Below are 18,517 nucleotides of genomic sequence, written 5' to 3' on the forward strand. Positions count from 1 at the left end.
CCGCGCACCGTATCGCACTGTCTTGAAGGAGCTGCCGCCATGCCTCGCTTCGCCGCCAATCTGTCGATGATGTACAACGAGCACGCGTTCCTCGATCGCTTCGCCGCCGCCGCGCGCGACGGCTTCAACGCGGTCGAATTCCTGTTTCCCTACGAGTTCCGCCCGGGCGAGCTGAAGGCGCGGCTCGACGCGCATGGCCTCACGCAGGCGCTGTTCAATGCGCCACCCGGCGACTGGAGCGGCGGCGAGCGCGGCCTTGCGTCGTTGCCGGGCCGTGAGGACGAGTTCCGCCGCAGCATCGACACGGCACTCGAGTACGCGCGCGTGCTCGGCAATCGCAAGCTGCATGTGATGGCGGGGTTGATTGCCGGCGATCAAGCGGGCGAAACGCAGCGCAAAACACAACGCGACGTGTACCTGAACAACCTCGCCTATGCCGTGCGGGCCGCGCAAGCCGAACAGATCACGGTCGTCATCGAGCCGATCAATACGCGCGACATGCCCGGCTATTTCCTCAATCGACAGGACGACGCGCAAGCGATCTGCGCCGAACTCGGCGCGCCGAATCTGAAGGTGCAGTTCGATTGCTATCACTGCCAGATCGTCGAGGGCGATCTCGCGATGAAGCTCAAACGCGATATGGCCGGCATCGGTCACATCCAGGTTGCGGGTGTGCCCGAGCGGCACGAGCCCGACATCGGTGAGCTGAACTACCCGTACCTGTTCGATCTGATCGATGCGCTCGGCTACGACGGCTACATCGGCTGCGAATACCGGCCGCGCGCGGGGACCTCGGCGGGGCTTGGCTGGCTGAAGCCTTATCTCGATGCGGGGCGTTGACTCTTTCCGACAACCACTGACGCACACGTAACCATGAAAGTACTGATCACCGGCGGTGCCGGTTTTCTCGGCCAGCGTCTCGCGCGCGAGCTGCTCGCGCGCGGCGCACTGAGAGATGCGCACGGCGCACCGCAAGCGATTACCGGGCTCGTGTTGCTCGACGTCGTGCGCGCACACGATTTCGGCGATGCGCGCGTGCGCACCGAAGTCGGCGATATCGCGGAGCGCAGCGTGCTCGAACGCGTGATCGACGATCAAACCTCGGCGATCTTTCATCTCGCTGCGATCGTCAGCGGCCAGGCCGAGGCGGACTTCGATCTCGGCATGCGCATCAATCTCGATGCGTCGCGGCTGCTGCTCGAAATCTGCCGGCAGCGCGGGCACCAACCGCGCGTCGTGTTCACCAGTTCGGTCGCGGTCTACGGTGGCGATCTGCCTGCGGTCGTGCAGGACGACACCGCGCTCAATCCGCAGTCATCGTACGGCGCGCAGAAGGCGATCGCGGAGCTGCTGCTCAACGATTATTCGCGGCGCGGTTTCGTCGACGGCCGCGTGCTGCGGCTGCCGACCATCAGCGTGCGGCCGGGGCGGCCGAATGCGGCGGCGTCGTCGTTCGCGAGCGGCATCGTCCGCGAGCCGCTCAATGGCGAGGAGGCCGTGTGTCCGATCGCCGGTTCGACGCGGCTGTGGTTGCTGTCGCCGCGCAAGGCGATCGAGGGTCTTATCGCCGGCCTCGAACTCGATGGCGCCGCGCTTGGCAAGCGACGCGTGCTGAACCTGCCGGGCTTGTCGGTCAGCGTCGACGAGATGATCGCGGCACTGCGCGAGGTCGCGGGCGAGGCGGTCGCGAGCCGCATTGTGCGGCAGCCCGACGAGCGCATCGAGAAGATCGTCGGCAGCTGGCCCGGCGCGTGGGATACGTCGCGCGCCGAACGGCTCGGGCTCGCGGCCGAGCGCAGTTTCGCGGACGTGATTCGCGGCTACATCGCCGATGAAGGAATCGAAGTTCGCTGAAGATCACCCCCTCCGCGTATTCCCTGGTGTCGCTTGGCACGGCTGCGGCCGTGCTTGACATGCTTTCGCGCGCCCGCCTATTATCGAGGCTGTTTTGTTCGATATATGACCTTGTGTTCGTATATAGAACACGAGGTAGGGCGAAGAAGGGGCGGCAGCCGTATCGGTCGTCAATCCCAAGCCCATCGTTCACGATCCTGCGCTAAGCTGCTTCGACGTGACGGCGCGTTACGCCGCCGCCATTTTGCAGTTGCCCGTCCGCGGCCGTTGGCGCCCAGGGCCGATGCCTCGGCGCATCGAACCGGCCTCATCGGTGCGAAGCCGGCCGAGGCGCAGCGCACGCAGCATCTCAACTGGAGACATCCCATGACCGAAGCATTCCTGTGCGACGCGATTCGCACCCCCATTGGCCGCTATGCAGGTTCGCTGTCGTCGGTGCGCGCCGACGACCTGGGCGCGGTGCCGCTCAAGGCGCTGATGGAGCGCAACAAGAACGTCGACTGGACCGCGATCGACGACCTCATCTACGGCTGCGCCAACCAGGCCGGTGACGACAACCGCAACGTCGCGCGCATGTCGCTGCTGCTCGCGGGTCTGCCGAAGGACGTGCCGGGCTCGACGGTCAACCGTCTGTGCGGCTCGGGCATGGATGCGGTCGGCATCGCCGCGCGCGCGATCAAGTCGGGCGAGGCCGCGCTGATGATTGCCGGCGGCGTCGAAAGCATGAGCCGCGCGCCGTTCGTGATGCCCAAGGCGACCAGCGCGTTCTCGCGTCAGAACGAGGTCTACGACACGACGATCGGCTGGCGTTTCGTGAATCCGCTGATGAAGAAGCTGTACGGCGTCGACTCGATGCCGGAAACCGGCGAAAACGTCGCGACCGACTACAACATCAGCCGCGCCGACCAGGACGCATTCGCGCTGCGCAGCCAGCAGAAGGCGGCGCGCGCGCAACGCGACGGCACGCTCGCGCAGGAGATCGTCGGCGTGACGATCGCGCAGAAGAAGGGCGATCCGATCACGGTCATGCAGGACGAGCATCCGCGCGAAACGAGCCTCGAAACGCTCGCGAAGCTGAAGGGCGTCGTGCGTCCGGACGGCACGGTTACGGCCGGTAACGCATCGGGCGTGAACGACGGCGCGGCGGCGTTGCTGCTTGCCAATGAAGAGACCGCGAAGCGTTTCGGCCTTACGCCGCGCGCCCGCGTGCTCGGTGTGGCCACCGCCGGCGTCGAGCCGCGCGTGATGGGCATCGGCCCGGCACCCGCCACGCAGAAGCTGCTCGCGCGTCTGGGCATGAAGATCGACCAGTTCGACGTGATCGAACTGAATGAAGCGTTCGCCTCGCAAGGTATCGCGGTGCTGCGCGCCCTCGGCGTCGCCGCCGACGATCCCCGCGTGAACCCGAACGGCGGCGCGATTGCGCTCGGCCATCCGCTCGGCATGAGCGGCGCGCGTCTGGTGACGACCGCGATGTATCAACTGCAACGCACGCAGGGCCGCTTCGCGCTGTGCACGATGTGTATCGGCGTCGGCCAAGGCATCGCGATCGCGATCGAGCGCGTGTGATGCGTGAGCTGGTTTAGCGCGAGCTTCGGTCTCCGCACAAGCTGAATGGTGAAAAGAAGGGCCGGCGTCGAGACACGCCGGCCCTTTGTTTTGATCGCGCCTTGTTGCGCCGGGCGCAGGCGTTATGACGCCGCTTCGACGGTCAGATGCATGACCTCATGCACCGGCGCGAGCCGCGCGCGGATCGTCTCGGCCGTAACGCCGCCATGCGTGCGCACGCTGACGATCGCCGCTCGCGCCTCCGGGCCGATCTGCCAGACGTGCAGGTCGGCGATCTCGGCATCGCCGTGCGAATCCAGGATTTCGCGGATTTCGCCGGCCACGTGCTCGTCGGTTCTGTCGAGCAGCACGCCGGCCGTGTCGCGCATCAGCGTCCATGCCCAGCGCGCGATGACGATCGATCCGACGATGCCCATCAGCGGGTCCATCCAGACCCACTGGAGATAGCGGCCGGCCAGCATGGCCACGATCGCCAGCACCGAGGTCAGCGCATCTGCGAGCACGTGCACGTAGGCGGAGCGCAGGTTGTTGTCGGACCCATGCGCATGGTCGTGATGATGGTGATGATCGTGATGCCCATGGTGCGCATGGCCGCCCGACAACAGCAGCGCGCTGACGATGTTCACGACCAGCCCGATCGCCGCAATCACCGCGGCCTGCCCGAACGCGACACCGGTGGGATGAACGAGCCGGATCGCCGATTCGATGCCGATGCCAAGCGACACCAACGCGAGAATCAGCGCCGAAGCGAAGCCGGCAAGCTCGCCCACTTTTCCCGTTCCGAAACTGAACGCGCGGTTTGCCGAGTTGCGTCTCGCGAACGCATACGCGAGCGCGGCAATGCCGAGCGCGCCGGCATGCGTCGCCATGTGGAAGCCATCGGCGAGCAGCGCCATCGAGCCGGTCACGTAACCGGCCGCGATTTCGCCGATCATCATGACAACGGTGAGCGCGACGACGAAGCGGGTCCGGCGCGCGTTGTCGTCGTGCGAGCTGCCGAGAAACGAGTGCTCGTGTTTGTGGATCAGATGGTCAGTCATACACACTTACTTCGAATAGCGGCGGATTGCGCCGATCAATGCATCAACTCCCTTCTTGCGCTGGCTGGCCGTCAGGTCCGGATGCGCGACATGCTCGCGCGCGTGCGCCTCGACGATCTCGTCGAGCAGGCCGTTCATTGCGCCGCGGGTCGCGGCCACCAGGTGCAGGACTTTTTCGCAATCGGCGTCCGACTCCAGTGAACGCTCGATAGCCTGAACCTGGCCCGCGATGCGACGAACGCGTTTCAATAAGCCGTCTTTGTGTATGCTCAGATGTGCCATACATATACCCCCTATGGGTATATAGGATAGCACGGTACCGCGATGGCGTTTCTGATGGCTGTCGGCGGCCATGCCGATGCATACGTCGGCAAATCGTTCGCGTCATACTGTTGGCCGTGGTTGTCCTGTAGGCGCAGAGTTCATGACGCCGGGCACGAATGCTGCGTAGCACGAAGCGATTGCGCTCGACGCGCATGACCGGCCGTCAAGCCGTATTTATACCTCGCAGGAGGAGAACGCGGATGAAAACAGCGACGATAGCTGCAGCATTGGTCAGCGCGGTGGTGGCCGCGGCCCCGCCGGCGCGAGCGCAGGACGACATGGCGAGCACCGCGCAAGCGATGCTCAGCGCGGCGCAGCCGGTGCATATGACGGCGGAGATCGTCGCCATCGATGCGGGCAACCGTTCGCTGACATTGAAGGCTCCGCATGGCGACGTCGCGATCGTGCTCGTCAGCCAGCAGGTCGCCGGTTTCGATCAGCTGAAGATCGGCGATCGCGTCGACGTGCTGTACAAGAATGCGTTGCTCACCAAGGTCGAGAAGGCAAGCAGCGCGGGCAAGGGGATTCGCGAGCGGGTCGACCGGCGCAGCTATGCGCCGGCGTCGGGTGGGTACGAGTCGGCGCGGCAGACCGAGGTGCTCGCGACCGTGCTGAAGATCGATCGCAAGCAGCGCCTCGTGACGCTGCGCGGCGCGTATCAGACCCAGACCTTCGAAGCAGCGCCCGACGTCGATTTGAGCGACGTGAAGGTCGGCGACACCGTGCATGCGGCGTTCGTGTCCGCCGCCGCCGTGCAGGTGACGCCGGTCGGGCAGTGAGCGGCGGGGCCGCAGTCGATTCCGGCGGCCGCATCTGTTTCGCAAACTATGTCGAAATATGTCGCGGCTCCCGCCGAATGCCCGAAAAACCTTGCCTGGCGGGCCCGCGTCGCCGTGAAACAGCGCGACATATGTTCCGTGATGATTTCCGCGGTGTGTCCTTCTATAGTCCGTTCGTCGCCACGCGGCAGTGACGCAAGTGGCCCGAATCCAGCAAGGACATACCATGAAAAATCGTTCATTCGCAGGTTCCGACAGGGTCTGCGCCAGCATGGCGCGAGGCGCGCTGCGCAAGGCGGCGTTCGGCGCGGCCGCCGCCGTGCTCGCGCTCGGCAGCGCATCGGCGTTGGCGTGGTCGGGTCACGGCACCGCGTACACGTCGCGCGGCGTCTATAACGGCGCGCACTACGGCTCGTGCGGCGGCGGTAGCTGCTCGCATGCGGGCAGCGTGGCCGGCCCCTATGGCGGCTTCGCAAGCAACACCGGCACGGTCACGCGCACGGCGCCCGGCCAGTTCTCGAACTCGGGTACCGCGACGGGCCGCTACGGCAACTCGGTGCAGCACTCGGGCGACACCAGTTGCGCGGGCGGCTCCTGCTCGCATAGCGGCACGCTGACCGGTCCCGACGGCAAAACGGCGACGACGTCCGGCGACGTGACGCGCACCGCGCCGGGCCAGTATTCGTCGTCGGGCTCGATCACCGGGTCGAACGGCAATACGGCCAATCATTCTGCGTCGACGAATTGCGCGGGTTCGACCTGCGCGCGCTCGGGCACGGTGACGGGTCCGGACAACAACAACGTCTATCACTCAGGCACCGCGACGCGGGTCGCGCCCGGCGTCGTGACGACTTCGACGAGCGTGACCGGCACGCAAGGCCACACGGTGACCTCGAGCGGTACGGTGGTAACAGGCGGCGTGGTGGTCGCGGGCGGGACCACGACGGCGACCGGTACGACCGTGGTCGTTGCGCCGAAGCCGGTGGTGGTCGTGGCGCCGCCTCCGCCGGTCGTCGTGCCGCCGCCGGTCGTGTACGTGCCGCCGCCGGTCGTGGTGACGCCTCCGCCGGCCTATGTTCCGCCGCCGGTGGTAATCGTGGCGCCGCCCCCGCCGCCGGCCGTCTACGTCGCGCCGCGTCCTGTGTATGTCGCGCCGCGGGCCGCGGTCTGGGTGCCGGGCCATTGGGTCGGGCGCGTGTGGGTGCCGGCGCATTGGGCCTGACGATGAGCGCGGCGATGAGAATCAGAACCTGCGTAGAATCGTGGCGCTCACGTCGCGCCGCGCGGTGCGACGCGATGTGCGAAATGGCGGGCTCGTGTCCACCATCTGCTGAGGCGGAGCGTCACTCGCGAGCGCAAAGGGCTGCGCGGGGCGCGCTCCGCAAAACGGTCGCGCTCGCGACGATCGTCGTGGCGACGTTGCTGGCGATCAACGCAGTCATCGACGCCAGCGACGCCAGCGACGCCAGCGACGCCAGCGACGACCTTCGCGCGAACCCCGACGCCGGCGCGGCGAGCGACTGTTCCGCGCGCTACGCCGCGTTACTCGATCTGGCCGAACTCGCGCGGCGTGACGGCAAATCGTCCGAGGTGGTCGTGCGTGGCTTGAGCCAGCAGAACGGGGCAATGAGCGAGTGCATACCTGCAGGCCGGGTCAGGCCTGCACCGCCATTACATTGAACGCGGCCGCGTCAGATCGCGTTCCAGAAAAATTGCGGCGGGGATCGGATTGAACACGTAGGCGTCGATGGGCTCGAATCCCAGCGATGCGTAGAGGCCGAGCGCCGCTTGCATCGTCGGCAGCTTGTCGAGACGCATGCGGCGATAGCCCCATCGCGAACAGCGAGAATCCCTTGAAGAGGCATCGGTCCTGATTCTGCACAACCCAGTTTCTGGCTGATTCGTGAAACAGCCACGCCAGTGGCGCCACGCCGCCGCCGCCGCGCCTGGGTGATGGCACTCTTACTCACAAACGACCCATCGGCCACTGGTAACGCAAGGTCCGGTTCATCGAAGACCTCGCTGATTGACTGGTGTGTGGCTGATACCAACTGATGGGATTGAATCGCTTGACCGGGTATTTGTGGAGGAGGCACATGATCAAACTATGTTTCAGTCAGGACTGGTGCATTGCAGAACATCTTTGTCAAAACGTTGCTCAAAATCGCTTCGGCCGAAGCGTTCGACAGATCATTGGGCATCATCATGTTGAAGTAGAGGATGCCGTCGATCAATGCGATAACGGCGAGCGCGTGGTCGGCGAAAGGGCCCGGCAACTGCATGTTGAGGCGCTTGCATAGCTGCTCAATGAAGTACGCGATCATGTCGCGCTTTTGCAGGCATAGGGCGTTCACATGTTGTCGGAATTTCGCGTCACGCATGGCATGCAAACGTGCCTCAGCCCAGATGATGTAGTTGTTGTCGTCGCGATAGCACTGCGCGTACAACAAAGTGAGCTGCACTTGCAGGTTTTCGCTGGACGGTGCGGCGTCTCGCAGCTTCTGCAAGTTTTCTTGCATGTTCTGGTGATCGAGACGGAGCAGCTCGACGAACAGATCGCTCTTGCTGCTGAAGTTCGAGTAAAACGCGCCGCGGGTATAGCCGGCCTGGGCTGCGATATCCTCCACGCTAGTCGCAGCAAACCCTTTTTCGGCGATGCTCGACGCTGCTGCGTCGAGCAAGCGCCGCCGGGTTCGCTCGCGACTTTCTGCTCGCGTCATTCGTTTGTGTGGCATGCGGCAAAGCACTCATATGACAAAGAACGATGGCCAAAATCCACGCTCCTCGCAAATCGTTGGGTGCGCAGGGTTGCTATTTGATGGCGACCGCTTCGGATTCGCGAGGTTGCCATCCGCCACCGAGCGCCTTGAAGGCAGCAACGGCTGCGCGTGCCGATTCCGTTTGCGCCTGCACTCGCTCATCCGAGGCGCGCAGCAGGTTTTCGTCGGCCTGCAGGACTTCGATCAGGCTGACGACACCTTTTTGATAGGCTGCGAACGAGGCCGCTCGAGCCCGGCCGAGCGAGTTCACTCCCTGGGCGAGCACCGCGGCCTCTTGCTCGCGCTTCACGAGTGCCGAGAATGAGTTCTCGACGTCTTCGGTTGCATGAAGCGCGGCGAGCCGATACGCGGCCAGCATTTCCGCCTGCTGCCCCTTGGCCTGCTCGATCTGCGCATTGATGCGGCCGAAATCGAACAGACGCCAGCGCAGCCCCAGCACGCCAGCGGCCTGATTGGCGCCGGTACTGAACAGGTTGCCGCTGGCCACCGAGGTGGCGCTGCCGAGCAGTCCACTGAGCGACACCTTGGGGTAATACTCGGCGATGGCCACGCCGATGCGCGCGTTCGATGCGGCGAGGCGACGCTCGGCCACGATCAGGTCGGGCCGGCGCCTGAGCAACTCACCCGGCGATCCTGTGTCCGCGATCCGCGGGGCGACCGGGATGTCACCAGCTTCGACCAGTTCGGCTCGATGCGTGCCGGGCTGTGAACCCAGCATTACATCCAGCGCGTTCATCGCTGCATCCAGACCCGCCTCGAGGACCGGGACGGATGCCTGAACCTGGGACAGCGCACCTTCGGCCTGGCTCACCTGAAGGTCGGCCGCCAATCCTTTGCTATACAGGAGGTTGATGGTCGAAAGCAGATCCTGCTGCGTCTGCACCTGCCGCCGGGCAACCTTCAGACGGGCCTGCAACCCACGAATCGTGATGTAAATATCGCCAGTCTGCGCCGCCACTGCCAGGCGCGTGGCCACCGCACCGGCTTCCGAAGCCTGGTATTCGGCAAGTGCGGCTTCCCGCCCGCGACGCAGGCCACCAAACACATCCAGTTCCCAGCTCGCGTTGAAATTAGCCTCGTAATCATTGCCGTAGCGATCGAAACCGGGCGTCGAATTCAGGACTCGCCCCAAGGGGGTTTCGACCGACTGGTAGACTCGCGCCGCCTGCCCGCTGACAGTGCCGGACGGCAGCAGCGCGGCATTCGCCGCGCCAAGTCCCGCGCGCGCCTGCGAGACGCGAGCGGCGGCCTGCGCGAGGTCCAGGTTCTGATCCAGTGCGAGCGTGACGAATCGTGTCAGTTGCGGATCATCGAAACCCGTCCACCACGTGACAAGGTCGGCACTGGCCGCCGCGTGCCGGTGATCCACCGCGGCCTGGCCCCGGAACTGCTCGGGCATGGCTACATTGGGCCGGACATAATCGGGGCCTACAGCGCAGCCAGCCGAGAGACTGGCGGCAATAACCGCGGCAAGGATGGGTTTGGGTAGCATGAGCGTCTTCGCAAGATTCCGGTTGTGACTATAATACCAAATAGTCACTGGTTGTCCATTCCTGTATGCTATACCCATGAAAAAAGCCACCAGTTCCCCCATCCCGGCGCGCGGCCCCGCTGACCACGAGGTACGGGATCAGATCGTTGTCGCCGCCACCGAGCACTTCAGCCGGTATGGCTACGAGAAAACGACGGTCTCAGACCTCGCCAAGGCGATCGGGTTTTCCAAGGCCTACATCTACAAGTTCTTCGAGTCCAAGCAGGCCATTGGCGAGATGATTTGCGCGAACTGCCTGCACGAGATCGAAACCGAGGTCAGGTCGGCCGTCGCACAGACCGATCTGCCACCGGAGAAGCTGCGGCGGATGTTCAACGTCTTCACGGAAGCGAGCCTCCGTCTGTTTTTCCAGGACCGCAAACTTTACGAGATTGCCGCATCGGCGGCCACGGAGAATTGGCAGGCGGTGCTTGCGTATGAAGAGCGCGTCCAGAAGCTGCTTCGGGACGTCCTCCAGGAGGGTCGGCAAAGCGGGGACTTCGAGCGCAAAACCCCCCTCGATGAGACTGCGATGGCGATCTATCTGGTGTTGCGCCCCTACCTCAACCCAATGCTCCTGCAGTACAGCTTCGATTACACCAAGGTCGCGCCTGCACAACTGTCCGGTCTCGTGCTCCGCAGTCTGTCGCCTTGATGGAAATCTCGGTTGTGACCATTGACTAAGTTGGTCACTAGAACCATAATGAAAGCCCCGATCACTCCGTCAATGGGTCTTTCATGCTCCGGCGTCGCCTTGCTACCTCTACAGTCGTCTGTGCACTGGCACTTGCGCTAGCCGCCTGCGGCGCAAAAGCACCGTCCGATTCGCGCACCGAAGCGCCCCTGGTGCGCACCGCCATCGCTCGGGCGGCGATCCCAGCCTCCCGTTCGTTTACCGGAACCGTCGCCGCGCGCGTGCAGAGCGAGCTGGGATTTCGCGTCTCCGGCAAGGTGCTCGAGCGGCTGGTGGATGCCGGGCAAACCGTCAAACGCGGCCAGCTGCTGATGCGCCTCGACCCCATCGATCTGAGGCTTGCCGCGCAGGCCCGGCAGGACGCGGTCACCGCCGCGCGAGCACGCGCGCAGCAGACCGCGCAGGATGAAGAGCGCTATCGCGACCTGCGCGGAACCGGCGCGATATCGGCATCGGCCTATGACCAGATCAAGGCGGCGGCCGATGCCGCCAAAGCGCAGCTCAGCGCGGCCGTGGCTGACGCCGACGTTGCGCGCAACGCGACGGGTTATGCCGGGCTGGTGGCGGACGGCGATGGCGTCGTGATGGAAACGCTGGCCGAGCCGGGCCAGGTCGTCAGCGCCGGCCAGCCCGTGGTACGCCTCGCGCACGCCGGGCGCCGCGAGGCTGTCATCCAGCTACCCGAAACCCTGCGCCCCGCGATCGGTTCGGTCGCCCAGGCCACGCTGTTCGGCAACGGCGGCGTTAGCGTGCCGGCGACGCTGCGCCAGCTTTCGGATACGGCGGATCCTCGTACCCGGACCTTTGAAGCGCGGTATGTGCTGCAGGGAGAGCTGGCCGACGCCCCACTGGGCGCCACCGTCACGGTCCAGATTCCGGACGCGCGTTCCGCGGTGCAAGGCGGTTTGCAGGTGCCGATCGGCGCGCTGTTTGACGCGGGCAAGGGACCGGGGGTGTGGGTCATCAACGGCGAGCCGGCAAAGGTTGCCTGGCGGCCGGTTACCGTCGAACGTCTGGACGACGATAGTGCTCGCGTCGCCGGTGAGATCAAGCAAGGCGACCGGATCGTCGCGCTCGGCGCGCAGTTGCTGCGCGAAGGCGAGCAGGTCCGGGTGACAAGTCAAGCCGTCGCCATGACGGCCGAGGGAGCCCGTCCGTGAGCGAAGGCCGTTTCAACCTGTCGGCGCTCGCCGTGCGCGAGCGCTCCATCACCCTGTTCCTGATCTGCCTGATTTCACTGGCCGGGCTCGTTTCGTTCTTCAAGCTGGGCCGGGCGGAAGACCCCGCGTTCACGGTCAAGGTGATGACCATCATCACCGCCTGGCCGGGAGCCACGGCGCAGGAAATGCACGATCAGGTCGCCGAGAAGATCGAAAAGCGCATGCAGGAGCTGCGCTGGTACGACCGGACCGAGACCTACACACGGCCTGGGCTGGCCTTCACGACCTTGACCTTGCTCGACAGCACGCCGCCGTCGGAAGTGCAGGAGCAGTTCTACCAGGCCCGGAAAAAAATCAGCGACGAGGCGGGCAATCTTCCATCCGGCGTAATCGGACCGATGGTCAACGACGAATATGCGGATGTTACCTTCGCGCTGTTTGCGTTGAAGGCGAAGGGTGAACCGCAGCGCCTGCTCGTTCGCGATGCCGAGACGCTGCGCCAACGGCTGCTGCACGTGCCAGGCGTGAAGAAGGTCAACATCATCGGCGAGCAGTCGGAGAGAATCTATGTCGAGCTCTCACATGACCGGCTGGCAACGCTGGGCGTGAGCCCCCAGGACGTGTTCGCCGCGCTCAACGGTCAGAATGCCCTGACGCCGGCCGGCTCCGTGGAGACCAAAGGTCCGGAGGTGTTCATTCGCCTGGACGGTGCCTTTGACAACCTGCAGAAGATCCGCGACACGCCGGTCGTAGCGCAGGGCCGCACGCTGAAGCTGTCGGACATCGCCACCGTCACACGTGGCTATGAAGATCCGGCGACGTTCATGATCCGCAACAACGGCGAACCGGCACTGCTGCTGGGCATCGTCATGCGCGACGGCTGGAACGGGCTCGATCTCGGCAAGGCGCTGGACAGCGAGGTCGGCGCAATCAACGCCGGGCTGCCGCTAGGCATGAGCCTTACCAAAGTCACCGATCAAGCCGTCAACATTCATTCGGCGGTCGACGAGTTCATGCTCAAGTTTTTCGTCGCGTTGCTGGTGGTCATGCTGGTGAGTTTCGTCAGCATGGGCTGGCGGGCGGGCCTCGTCGTTGCCGCGGCCGTACCGCTGACACTCGCGGTGGTGTTCGTCGTGATGGCCGCGACCGGCAAGAACTTCGATCGCATCACGCTCGGATCGCTGATCCTCGCGCTCGGCCTGCTCGTGGACGACGCGATCATCGCGATCGAAATGATGGTGGTAAAGATGGAGGAAGGCTACAGCCGCATCGCCGCCTCCGCCTACGCGTGGAGCCATACGGCCGCGCCGATGCTGGCGGGCACGCTGGTGACCGCCGTCGGCTTCATGCCCAATGGTTTCGCGCGCTCCACGGCCGGCGAATACACCAGCAACATGTTCTGGGTCGTCGGCATTGCACTGATCGCATCGTGGGTCGTCGCCGTGGTCTTCACGCCCTACCTGGGTGTGAAGATGCTGCCCGACTTCAAAAAGGTCGAAGGCGGTCACGACGCGATCTACGACACGCCGCGCTACAACCGCTTCCGTCAGCTGCTCACGCGCGTCATCGCGCGCAAATGGCTGGTCGCCGGTTCGGTCGTGGGCCTCTTCGTGCTGGCCATCCTCGGTATGGGCGTGGTCAAAAAACAGTTTTTCCCGATCTCCGACCGTCCCGAAGTGCTGGTCGAGGTGCAGATGCCCTATGGCACGTCGATCTCGCAAACCAGCGCCGCCACGACGAAGGTCGAAGCGTGGCTCGCGAAGCAGAAGGAAGCCAGGATCGTCACCGCATACATCGGGCAAGGCGCGCCACGCTTTTACCTGGCGATGGGGCCGGAACTGCCCGATCCGTCGTTTGCCAAGATCGTGGTGCGCACGGACAGCCAGGATGAGCGCGACGCATTGAAGCAGCGACTGCGTCAGGCAGTCGCCAACGGTCTCGCCTCCGAGGCGCGCGTGCGGGTCACGCAACTCGTGTTCGGTCCGTATTCGCCGTTCCCGGTCGCCTACCGTATCTCTGGTCCGGACCCGGACAAGCTGCGCGGTATTGCGGGAGAAGTCGAGCAGGTGATGGACGCCAGTCCGATGATGCGCACGGTCAACGCTGACTGGGGTACGCGCACGCCCACGCTGCACTTCACGTTGCAGCAGGACCGTCTGCAGGCGGTGGGGCTGACATCCAGCGCCGTGGCGCAACAACTGCAATTCCTGCTAACCGGCGTGCCCGTCACCGCCGTGCGCGAGGATATTCGAACCGTGCAGGTCATCGCGCGTTCGGCCGGCGATGTTCGTCTCGACCCGGCGCGGCTCGGCGACTTCACGCTCGCTGGCGCGAACGGGCAACGCATTCCGCTGTCGCAGGTGGGCAAGGTCGACGTGCGCATGGAGGAACCAATCATGCGCTGGCGGGACCGGGTGCCGACGATCACGGTACGGGGCGACATTGCCGACAACCTTCAGCCGCCGGACGTATCGACGGCCATCACCAGGCAGCTCCAACCCATCATCGCCAGGCTTCCGACCGGCTACCGTATCGAAGAGGCGGGCTCCATCGAGGAATCGGCTAAAGCGACGAAAGCCATGTTGCCGCTCTTCCCGATCATGCTGGCGGTTACGCTCATCATCATCATCTTCCAGGTGCGCTCGATCTCCGCGATGGTGATGGTGTTCCTGACCAGTCCGCTGGGCTTGATCGGGGTGGTGCCGACGTTGATCCTGTTCAGGCAGCCGTTCGGCATCAATGCGCTGGTCGGTCTCATCGCGCTATCGGGCATCCTGATGCGCAACACGCTGATCCTGATCGGACAGATTCACCAGAACGAGCAGGCGGGGCTGGATCCGTTCCATGCGGTCGTCGAAGCCACCGTGCAGCGTGCCAGACCGGTGATCCTGACGGCCATGGCGGCGATCCTCGCGTTCATCCCGCTGACCCATTCGGTGTTCTGGGGAACCCTCGCGTACACGCTGATCGGCGGTACGTTCGCCGGGACGATTCTGACCCTCGTCTTCCTGCCGGCGATGTATTCGATCTGGTTCAAGATTCGACCCGAGCGTACCGCCGGCTTGCGCAAAGATCGGCATGAGCAGGTGCAGCCTTCCGAGCAAACGCTGCAGGACGCGCTCGACGCGGACAGTTAAAAAAACACCATCAATTCACCTGAAGGGAGCTGTTCATGTCGAATTCCACTGTTGTCGTTGTTACCGGCGTGTCATCGGGTATCGGACGCGCCGCCGCAGAGAAGTTTGCCAGGCGGGGGTGCCGCGTATTTGGCACCGTGCGCAGCATCGCAAAAGCGGCGCCTATCTCGGGAGTCGAGCTTGTCGAGATGGATGTTCGCAACGATGCTTCGGTCCAGGCTGGAATCCAGTCCGTCATCGATCGCGCCGGGCGAATCGACGTGCTCGTCAACAATGCAGGAACGAGCATGATTGGCGCGGTCGAGGAAACGTCGACTGCCGAGGCCTCGTCTCTGTTCGATACCAATGTATTCAGCATTCTGCGCGCGACACAGGCTGTACTCCCCCACATGCGGGCACAACGCGGTGGAAGGATCGTCAATGTCAGTTCGGTGCTCGGGTTTCTCCCGGCGCCCTACATGGGGCTCTATTCGGCGTCCAAGCACGCTGTGGAAGGGCTGACCGAAACCCTGGATCATGAGGTGCGCCAGTTCGGCATACGCGCAACCCTGGTCGAACCGACTTTTACCAGGACCAATCTCGACATCAATGCGCCCCAGGCGGGTTCGAAAATCGCCGACTATGACCGCGAGCGTGCCCTTGCAATGAGCGCAGTCGTGAACAGTGTCAAAGGTGCCCCCGAGCCCGAGGGCGTGGCAAACACTATTGTCGAAGCGGCGCTTGGCGCCTGGCGGATGCGTCGCACACCTGCCGGACAGGCGTCGTTGCTGAGCAAGTTGCGCCGCTTTATGCCTGCTGGTCCCGTCGATTCAAGCTTGAGGAAAACATTCGGACTTGGTTGAAACGCTCGTCCACGCATCATATTGCGGCCAAGGTTCGGCGCAGCGGAAACCGGATCTCGAACGTGGTCCCCACGCCCTCGCGCGACGCAAACTCGATCTGCCCATCGAGCACGCGGCATAGCTCCCTGACGATCGCGAGCCCGAGTCCCGTGCCCGGAATCTCGTCGCAGGCCGCGCGCTCGAACTCATCGAATACGCGCTCCGCGTCGGCGGGCGCAATGCCGACGCCGGTGTCGGAGACGCGAATCGCCCAGTGTTCGGCGCCATGCATCGCGAACCGGATTTCGACTTGCCCCGACTTCGTGTACTTGATCGCGTTGGTCAACAGATTGACCGCGATCTGCTTGAGCTTCAGCCGATTCGACGTGACGACCGGCAGCGCCGCGTCGAACGCGCTGCGCAACGCAAGCCCTTTCGCCTCGATCGACGGTCGCGTCGACGCGACGAGTTCGTCGAAGAGTTTGCGCAAATCGACGTCTTCGAGCACGAGCGGCGCGGAGTCTCCGAGCACGACCGAGTACTCGACCATCTGGTCGACCAGTTGCTTCATGTCGGCAGCCTGACGGTTCGCGAGCGTCAATGCGGTATCGGCTTTCGACGGCGCTCGCTCGATCAGTTGCAGCGCGACCGAAAACGCGTTGAGGAAATTGCGCAGATCGTGCACGACGCTGCGCGTGATCTGCATCCGCGATGCATATAGATCGCCGACCAGCCGTTGCTCGAGCGTCAATTCGTGATTCGCGCGTTCGAGCCGTCCCGTGTATTCGTCGATCTTGCGATCGCGTTCGGCGACCACTTCCTTGATCGACTCATACCTGACCACGTTGAATGCTTCGGCGATCAGGCGGCGCGCGCGGCTCTCGTGACGGCGCGTGCACGTCCGGTCGCGTTCGACGAACTCTTCGAGCGCTTCGAAGAGCACCTGCTGAAAGAGGTCCAGTTCGCGCACCAGCTCTTCGATCCGGTAGCCCTGCTGCCAACGGACCTTGCCGTGCTTCTTCGCGTCGCGTTCGATCGACGTTTCGACGCGCTCGAGATCTTCTGCATCGAGCGCCCGGCACAGCTCGTCGAGAATATCCGGCAGATGGTCGGCCAGTTGCCGATAAGTGAGCTTGTCCGCTTCGACGAGATCGGCGTCGGCGGAGACGGCATGCATCCATTGCCGCGTCAGGCCGCCCCGTTCCGCGCGGATGAAGTTGGCGAAGTTGCGCAGCGGGCTCACGCGTCTGTCGGTCATGATGGATGCCGGAATGGAGTTTCTACAACATACAACGCGCGAACGGTTCGAACGCCTTGATTTGCGCGGGCACCGCAAACCTGTTTCGTTGCCGATCGGCCAGGCGACCGATGCGCGCCGGCAACCCGCGTCATTATCCGCGCAATTGCCGTTCGTGGAACATCTCTTGCGCGACTCTGATCAGACGAGAAGGCAAATTTTGTCCGCAAAACATGATGTATTCGATATTGCTGGTCGACGACGAACCGGAAATTCTAGCCGCATGGCGGTTGATTCTGGAGAGCGAAGGGTATGAGGTGAGTTGCGCGAGCAATGGCGCCGAAGCACTCGCTTGTGTCGTCGCTCACGTTCCCGACCTGATTGTTACGGACTGGATGATGCCGGTCATGGACGGCGCGGAGTTATGCCGCCGTTTGAAATCGATGCCGTTATCCGTCAACGTACCGATTCTGGTCCATACCGCGGTGCCGCCTTCGGACAGCGATGCGCATTACTGCAGCGCATGCCTGCTGAAGCCGATCGGCGCGGATCTCTTTCTGACCACGATCGCGCAGCTCTGCGCGCCACGTTGCTGATATGGCACGCGTCGCCGCGTTCACCGCCGTGTGATGACATCAACGCCGTGCCACGTCATCGTCCGGCACACTTGCTGAGTCGGCCTTCAGGAAATCGACGAACGCGCGCAGCGGCGCGGGCACATGACGATGGCCCGGATAGTAAAGAAAAGGCCCTGAAAAGCGCTGCCACCACGGTTCGAGAATCGCTTCGAGCGCGCCGCTGTCCAGATGCGGGCGCAGTATGTCTTCGAACAGGTGAATGATGCCGAGGCCCGCGACCGCGCCGCTGACCGCGAGGTCGATCGCGGCGCCGGGCCGCACCAGCAGCGGTCCTGTCGGATTCAATTGCAGCAGCTCGCCGTCGCGCTCGAAGTACCAGGTCGGCATCGCGCCGCCGGCGAATTGCCCGCGCAGGCAGGCATGCGCGAGCAATTCGCCGGGATGTTGCGGACGGCCGTGCGCGTCGAGATACGCGGGCGACGCGGCGGTCGCGAAGCGCTGCACGCGCGCGCCGATCGGCACCGCGATCATGTCCTGCTCGAGGCGTTCATCGTAGCGAATGCCCGCATCGCAACCGATCGATAGCACGTCGACGAAACCATCCTCGACCACCACTTCGACGCGAATATCCGGGTACTGCTTCAGAAAGCGCGCAAGCACGTCGGGCAGCACGATGCGCGCGACGCTCGACGGTACGTTGAGCTTCAATGTGCCGGTCGGCTTGTCGCGAAAGCCGTTCAGCACGTCGAGCGCCGCTTCCATTTCGCCGAACAGCGGCGTCAGCTTCTCGATCAGACGCAGCCCGGCTTCGGTCGGCGCGACGCTGCGCGTGGTGCGGTTCAGGAGCCGCAGCCCGAGTTTCGTTTCGAGGCGCCGCACCGCGACGCTCAGACTCGACGCCGACACGCCGCTCACGCGCGCCGCGTCGCGAAAGCCGCCGGCGCGGGCGACGGAAACGAAGGCGGCTAGATCATTCAGTTCCATGACGATTGATTGTGCAGAATTTTGAACAA

General features: G+C 64.1%; 18 protein-coding genes. 11 read left to right on the top strand and 7 right to left on the bottom strand.

Features of this window, described 5'->3' with window-relative positions; genetic code table 11:
• The first annotated feature begins 39 nt into the window (after positions 1-39).
• The 3 genes from otnI (at position 40) to pcaF (ending at position 3,423) form a co-directional block, all read left to right on the top strand.
• The gene (otnI, locus tag HDG37_RS16505; RefSeq protein WP_184049443.1) at positions 40-840 is read left to right on the top strand and encodes a 2-oxo-tetronate isomerase; all 801 of its coding nucleotides are present in this window, start codon (positions 40-42) and stop codon (positions 838-840) included.
• A 33-nt stretch (positions 841-873) separates the two neighbouring features.
• Positions 874-1,854, top strand: coding sequence for a D-erythronate dehydrogenase (denD, locus tag HDG37_RS16510; protein WP_184049445.1), 981 nt, complete (start codon positions 874-876; stop codon positions 1,852-1,854).
• Positions 1,855-2,220: 366 nt separating this feature from the next.
• Positions 2,221-3,423: a 3-oxoadipyl-CoA thiolase gene (gene pcaF / locus HDG37_RS16515; RefSeq protein WP_184049447.1), complete on the top strand. Its 1,203-nt coding sequence runs from the start codon at positions 2,221-2,223 to the stop codon at positions 3,421-3,423.
• Positions 3,424-3,545: 122 nt separating this feature from the next.
• Here the strand turns inward: pcaF and dmeF are convergent, their stop codons facing one another.
• A complete protein-coding gene (gene dmeF, locus HDG37_RS16520) occupies positions 3,546-4,463 on the bottom strand; it encodes a CDF family Co(II)/Ni(II) efflux transporter DmeF (protein ID WP_184049449.1) in 918 nt (305 codons plus the stop codon).
• A gap of 6 nt (positions 4,464-4,469) precedes the next feature.
• Complete coding sequence (locus HDG37_RS16525; protein ID WP_090809546.1) at positions 4,470-4,745, bottom strand: metal/formaldehyde-sensitive transcriptional repressor; 276 nt, start codon at positions 4,743-4,745, stop codon at positions 4,470-4,472.
• Positions 4,746-4,987: 242 nt separating this feature from the next.
• Here HDG37_RS16525 and HDG37_RS16530 point away from each other — a divergent pair, with 242 nt between their 5' ends.
• The 3 genes from HDG37_RS16530 (at position 4,988) to HDG37_RS16540 (ending at position 7,246) form a co-directional block, all read left to right on the top strand.
• On the top strand, positions 4,988-5,566 hold the full coding sequence (locus tag HDG37_RS16530; protein WP_184049451.1) for a hypothetical protein: 579 nt from the start codon (positions 4,988-4,990) through the stop codon (positions 5,564-5,566).
• Between the two features lie 226 nt (positions 5,567-5,792).
• A complete protein-coding gene (locus tag HDG37_RS16535; RefSeq protein WP_260334887.1) occupies positions 5,793-6,788 on the top strand; it encodes a hypothetical protein in 996 nt (331 codons plus the stop codon).
• Positions 6,789-6,976: 188 nt separating this feature from the next.
• The gene (locus tag HDG37_RS16540) at positions 6,977-7,246 is read left to right on the top strand and encodes a hypothetical protein (protein WP_260334888.1); all 270 of its coding nucleotides are present in this window, start codon (positions 6,977-6,979) and stop codon (positions 7,244-7,246) included.
• Here HDG37_RS16540 and HDG37_RS16545 read toward each other — a convergent pair.
• The 3 genes from HDG37_RS16545 to HDG37_RS16555 form a co-directional block, all read right to left on the bottom strand.
• Positions 7,238-7,384: a hypothetical protein gene (locus HDG37_RS16545; RefSeq protein WP_184049453.1), complete on the bottom strand. Its 147-nt coding sequence runs from the start codon at positions 7,382-7,384 to the stop codon at positions 7,238-7,240. The two genes, HDG37_RS16540 and HDG37_RS16545, sit on opposite strands and share 9 nt — an antisense overlap.
• A 287-nt stretch (positions 7,385-7,671) precedes the next feature.
• Positions 7,672-8,247 carry a TetR/AcrR family transcriptional regulator gene (locus tag HDG37_RS16550; protein WP_260334889.1) on the bottom strand — a complete coding sequence of 192 codons (576 nt, stop codon included), beginning with the start codon at positions 8,245-8,247 and terminating at the stop codon, positions 7,672-7,674.
• Positions 8,248-8,377: 130 nt separating this feature from the next.
• Positions 8,378-9,838 (bottom strand): efflux transporter outer membrane subunit, encoded by a 1,461-nt coding sequence (locus HDG37_RS16555; protein ID WP_184049457.1) that lies wholly within the window; start codon positions 9,836-9,838, stop codon positions 8,378-8,380.
• A 76-nt stretch (positions 9,839-9,914) separates the two neighbouring features.
• Here HDG37_RS16555 and HDG37_RS16560 point away from each other — a divergent pair, with 76 nt between their 5' ends.
• From HDG37_RS16560 to HDG37_RS16575, 4 genes are all read left to right on the top strand, one after another.
• The gene (locus HDG37_RS16560) at positions 9,915-10,532 is read left to right on the top strand and encodes a TetR/AcrR family transcriptional regulator (RefSeq protein WP_184039356.1); all 618 of its coding nucleotides are present in this window, start codon (positions 9,915-9,917) and stop codon (positions 10,530-10,532) included.
• Positions 10,533-10,615: 83 nt separating this feature from the next.
• Entirely contained in the window at positions 10,616-11,731 is a 1,116-nt protein-coding gene (locus HDG37_RS16565; protein ID WP_184049459.1) for an efflux RND transporter periplasmic adaptor subunit, read from the top strand.
• Positions 11,728-14,868: an efflux RND transporter permease subunit gene (locus HDG37_RS16570; RefSeq protein ID WP_184049461.1), complete on the top strand. Its 3,141-nt coding sequence runs from the start codon at positions 11,728-11,730 to the stop codon at positions 14,866-14,868. The genes HDG37_RS16565 and HDG37_RS16570 overlap by 4 nt, the downstream gene beginning before the upstream one ends.
• Positions 14,869-14,903: 35 nt before the next feature.
• Complete coding sequence (locus HDG37_RS16575; protein ID WP_184049463.1) at positions 14,904-15,710, top strand: oxidoreductase; 807 nt, start codon at positions 14,904-14,906, stop codon at positions 15,708-15,710.
• Positions 15,711-15,726: 16 nt separating this feature from the next.
• Here the strand turns inward: HDG37_RS16575 and HDG37_RS16580 are convergent, their stop codons facing one another.
• Positions 15,727-16,947 (bottom strand): sensor histidine kinase, encoded by a 1,221-nt coding sequence (locus tag HDG37_RS16580; RefSeq protein ID WP_184049465.1) that lies wholly within the window; start codon positions 16,945-16,947, stop codon positions 15,727-15,729.
• Between the two features lie 110 nt (positions 16,948-17,057).
• Between HDG37_RS16580 and HDG37_RS16585 the strand changes: the two genes are divergently transcribed.
• A complete protein-coding gene (locus HDG37_RS16585) occupies positions 17,058-17,522 on the top strand; it encodes a PleD family two-component system response regulator (RefSeq protein WP_260334890.1) in 465 nt (154 codons plus the stop codon).
• 39 nt (positions 17,523-17,561) lie between these two features.
• Here the strand turns inward: HDG37_RS16585 and HDG37_RS16590 are convergent, their stop codons facing one another.
• On the bottom strand, positions 17,562-18,488 hold the full coding sequence (locus HDG37_RS16590; RefSeq protein WP_184049466.1) for a LysR family transcriptional regulator: 927 nt from the start codon (positions 18,486-18,488) through the stop codon (positions 17,562-17,564).
• Positions 18,489-18,517 lie beyond the last annotated feature (29 nt).

Source organism: Paraburkholderia sp. MM5384-R2, from assembly GCF_014201025.1.
Lineage (GTDB): Bacteria > Pseudomonadota > Gammaproteobacteria > Burkholderiales > Burkholderiaceae > Paraburkholderia > Paraburkholderia tuberum.

What these genes read in the sequence shown, in the direction of transcription:
- HDG37_RS16560 (WP_184039356.1), top strand. Translation starts at nt 9,915, where the DNA reads ATGAAAAAAGCCACCAGTTCCCCCATCCCGGCGCGCGGCCCCGCTGAC.
- denD (WP_184049445.1), top strand. Translation starts at nt 874, where the DNA reads ATGAAAGTACTGATCACCGGCGGTGCCGGTTTTCTCGGCCAGCGTCTC.
- HDG37_RS16565 (WP_184049459.1), top strand. Translation starts at nt 10,616, where the DNA reads ATGCTCCGGCGTCGCCTTGCTACCTCTACAGTCGTCTGTGCACTGGCA.
- HDG37_RS16555 (WP_184049457.1), bottom strand. Translation starts at nt 9,838, where the DNA reads ATGCTACCCAAACCCATCCTTGCCGCGGTTATTGCCGCCAGTCTCTCG.
- HDG37_RS16525 (WP_090809546.1), bottom strand. Translation starts at nt 4,745, where the DNA reads ATGGCACATCTGAGCATACACAAAGACGGCTTATTGAAACGCGTTCGT.
- HDG37_RS16585 (WP_260334890.1), top strand. Translation starts at nt 17,058, where the DNA reads ATGCGCGCCGGCAACCCGCGTCATTATCCGCGCAATTGCCGTTCGTGG.
- otnI (WP_184049443.1), top strand. Translation starts at nt 40, where the DNA reads ATGCCTCGCTTCGCCGCCAATCTGTCGATGATGTACAACGAGCACGCG.
- pcaF (WP_184049447.1), top strand. Translation starts at nt 2,221, where the DNA reads ATGACCGAAGCATTCCTGTGCGACGCGATTCGCACCCCCATTGGCCGC.
- HDG37_RS16545 (WP_184049453.1), bottom strand. Translation starts at nt 7,384, where the DNA reads ATGCGTCTCGACAAGCTGCCGACGATGCAAGCGGCGCTCGGCCTCTAC.
- dmeF (WP_184049449.1), bottom strand. Translation starts at nt 4,463, where the DNA reads ATGACTGACCATCTGATCCACAAACACGAGCACTCGTTTCTCGGCAGC.
- HDG37_RS16530 (WP_184049451.1), top strand. Translation starts at nt 4,988, where the DNA reads ATGAAAACAGCGACGATAGCTGCAGCATTGGTCAGCGCGGTGGTGGCC.
- HDG37_RS16535 (WP_260334887.1), top strand. Translation starts at nt 5,793, where the DNA reads ATGAAAAATCGTTCATTCGCAGGTTCCGACAGGGTCTGCGCCAGCATG.
- HDG37_RS16580 (WP_184049465.1), bottom strand. Translation starts at nt 16,947, where the DNA reads ATGACCGACAGACGCGTGAGCCCGCTGCGCAACTTCGCCAACTTCATC.
- HDG37_RS16590 (WP_184049466.1), bottom strand. Translation starts at nt 18,488, where the DNA reads ATGGAACTGAATGATCTAGCCGCCTTCGTTTCCGTCGCCCGCGCCGGC.
- HDG37_RS16575 (WP_184049463.1), top strand. Translation starts at nt 14,904, where the DNA reads ATGTCGAATTCCACTGTTGTCGTTGTTACCGGCGTGTCATCGGGTATC.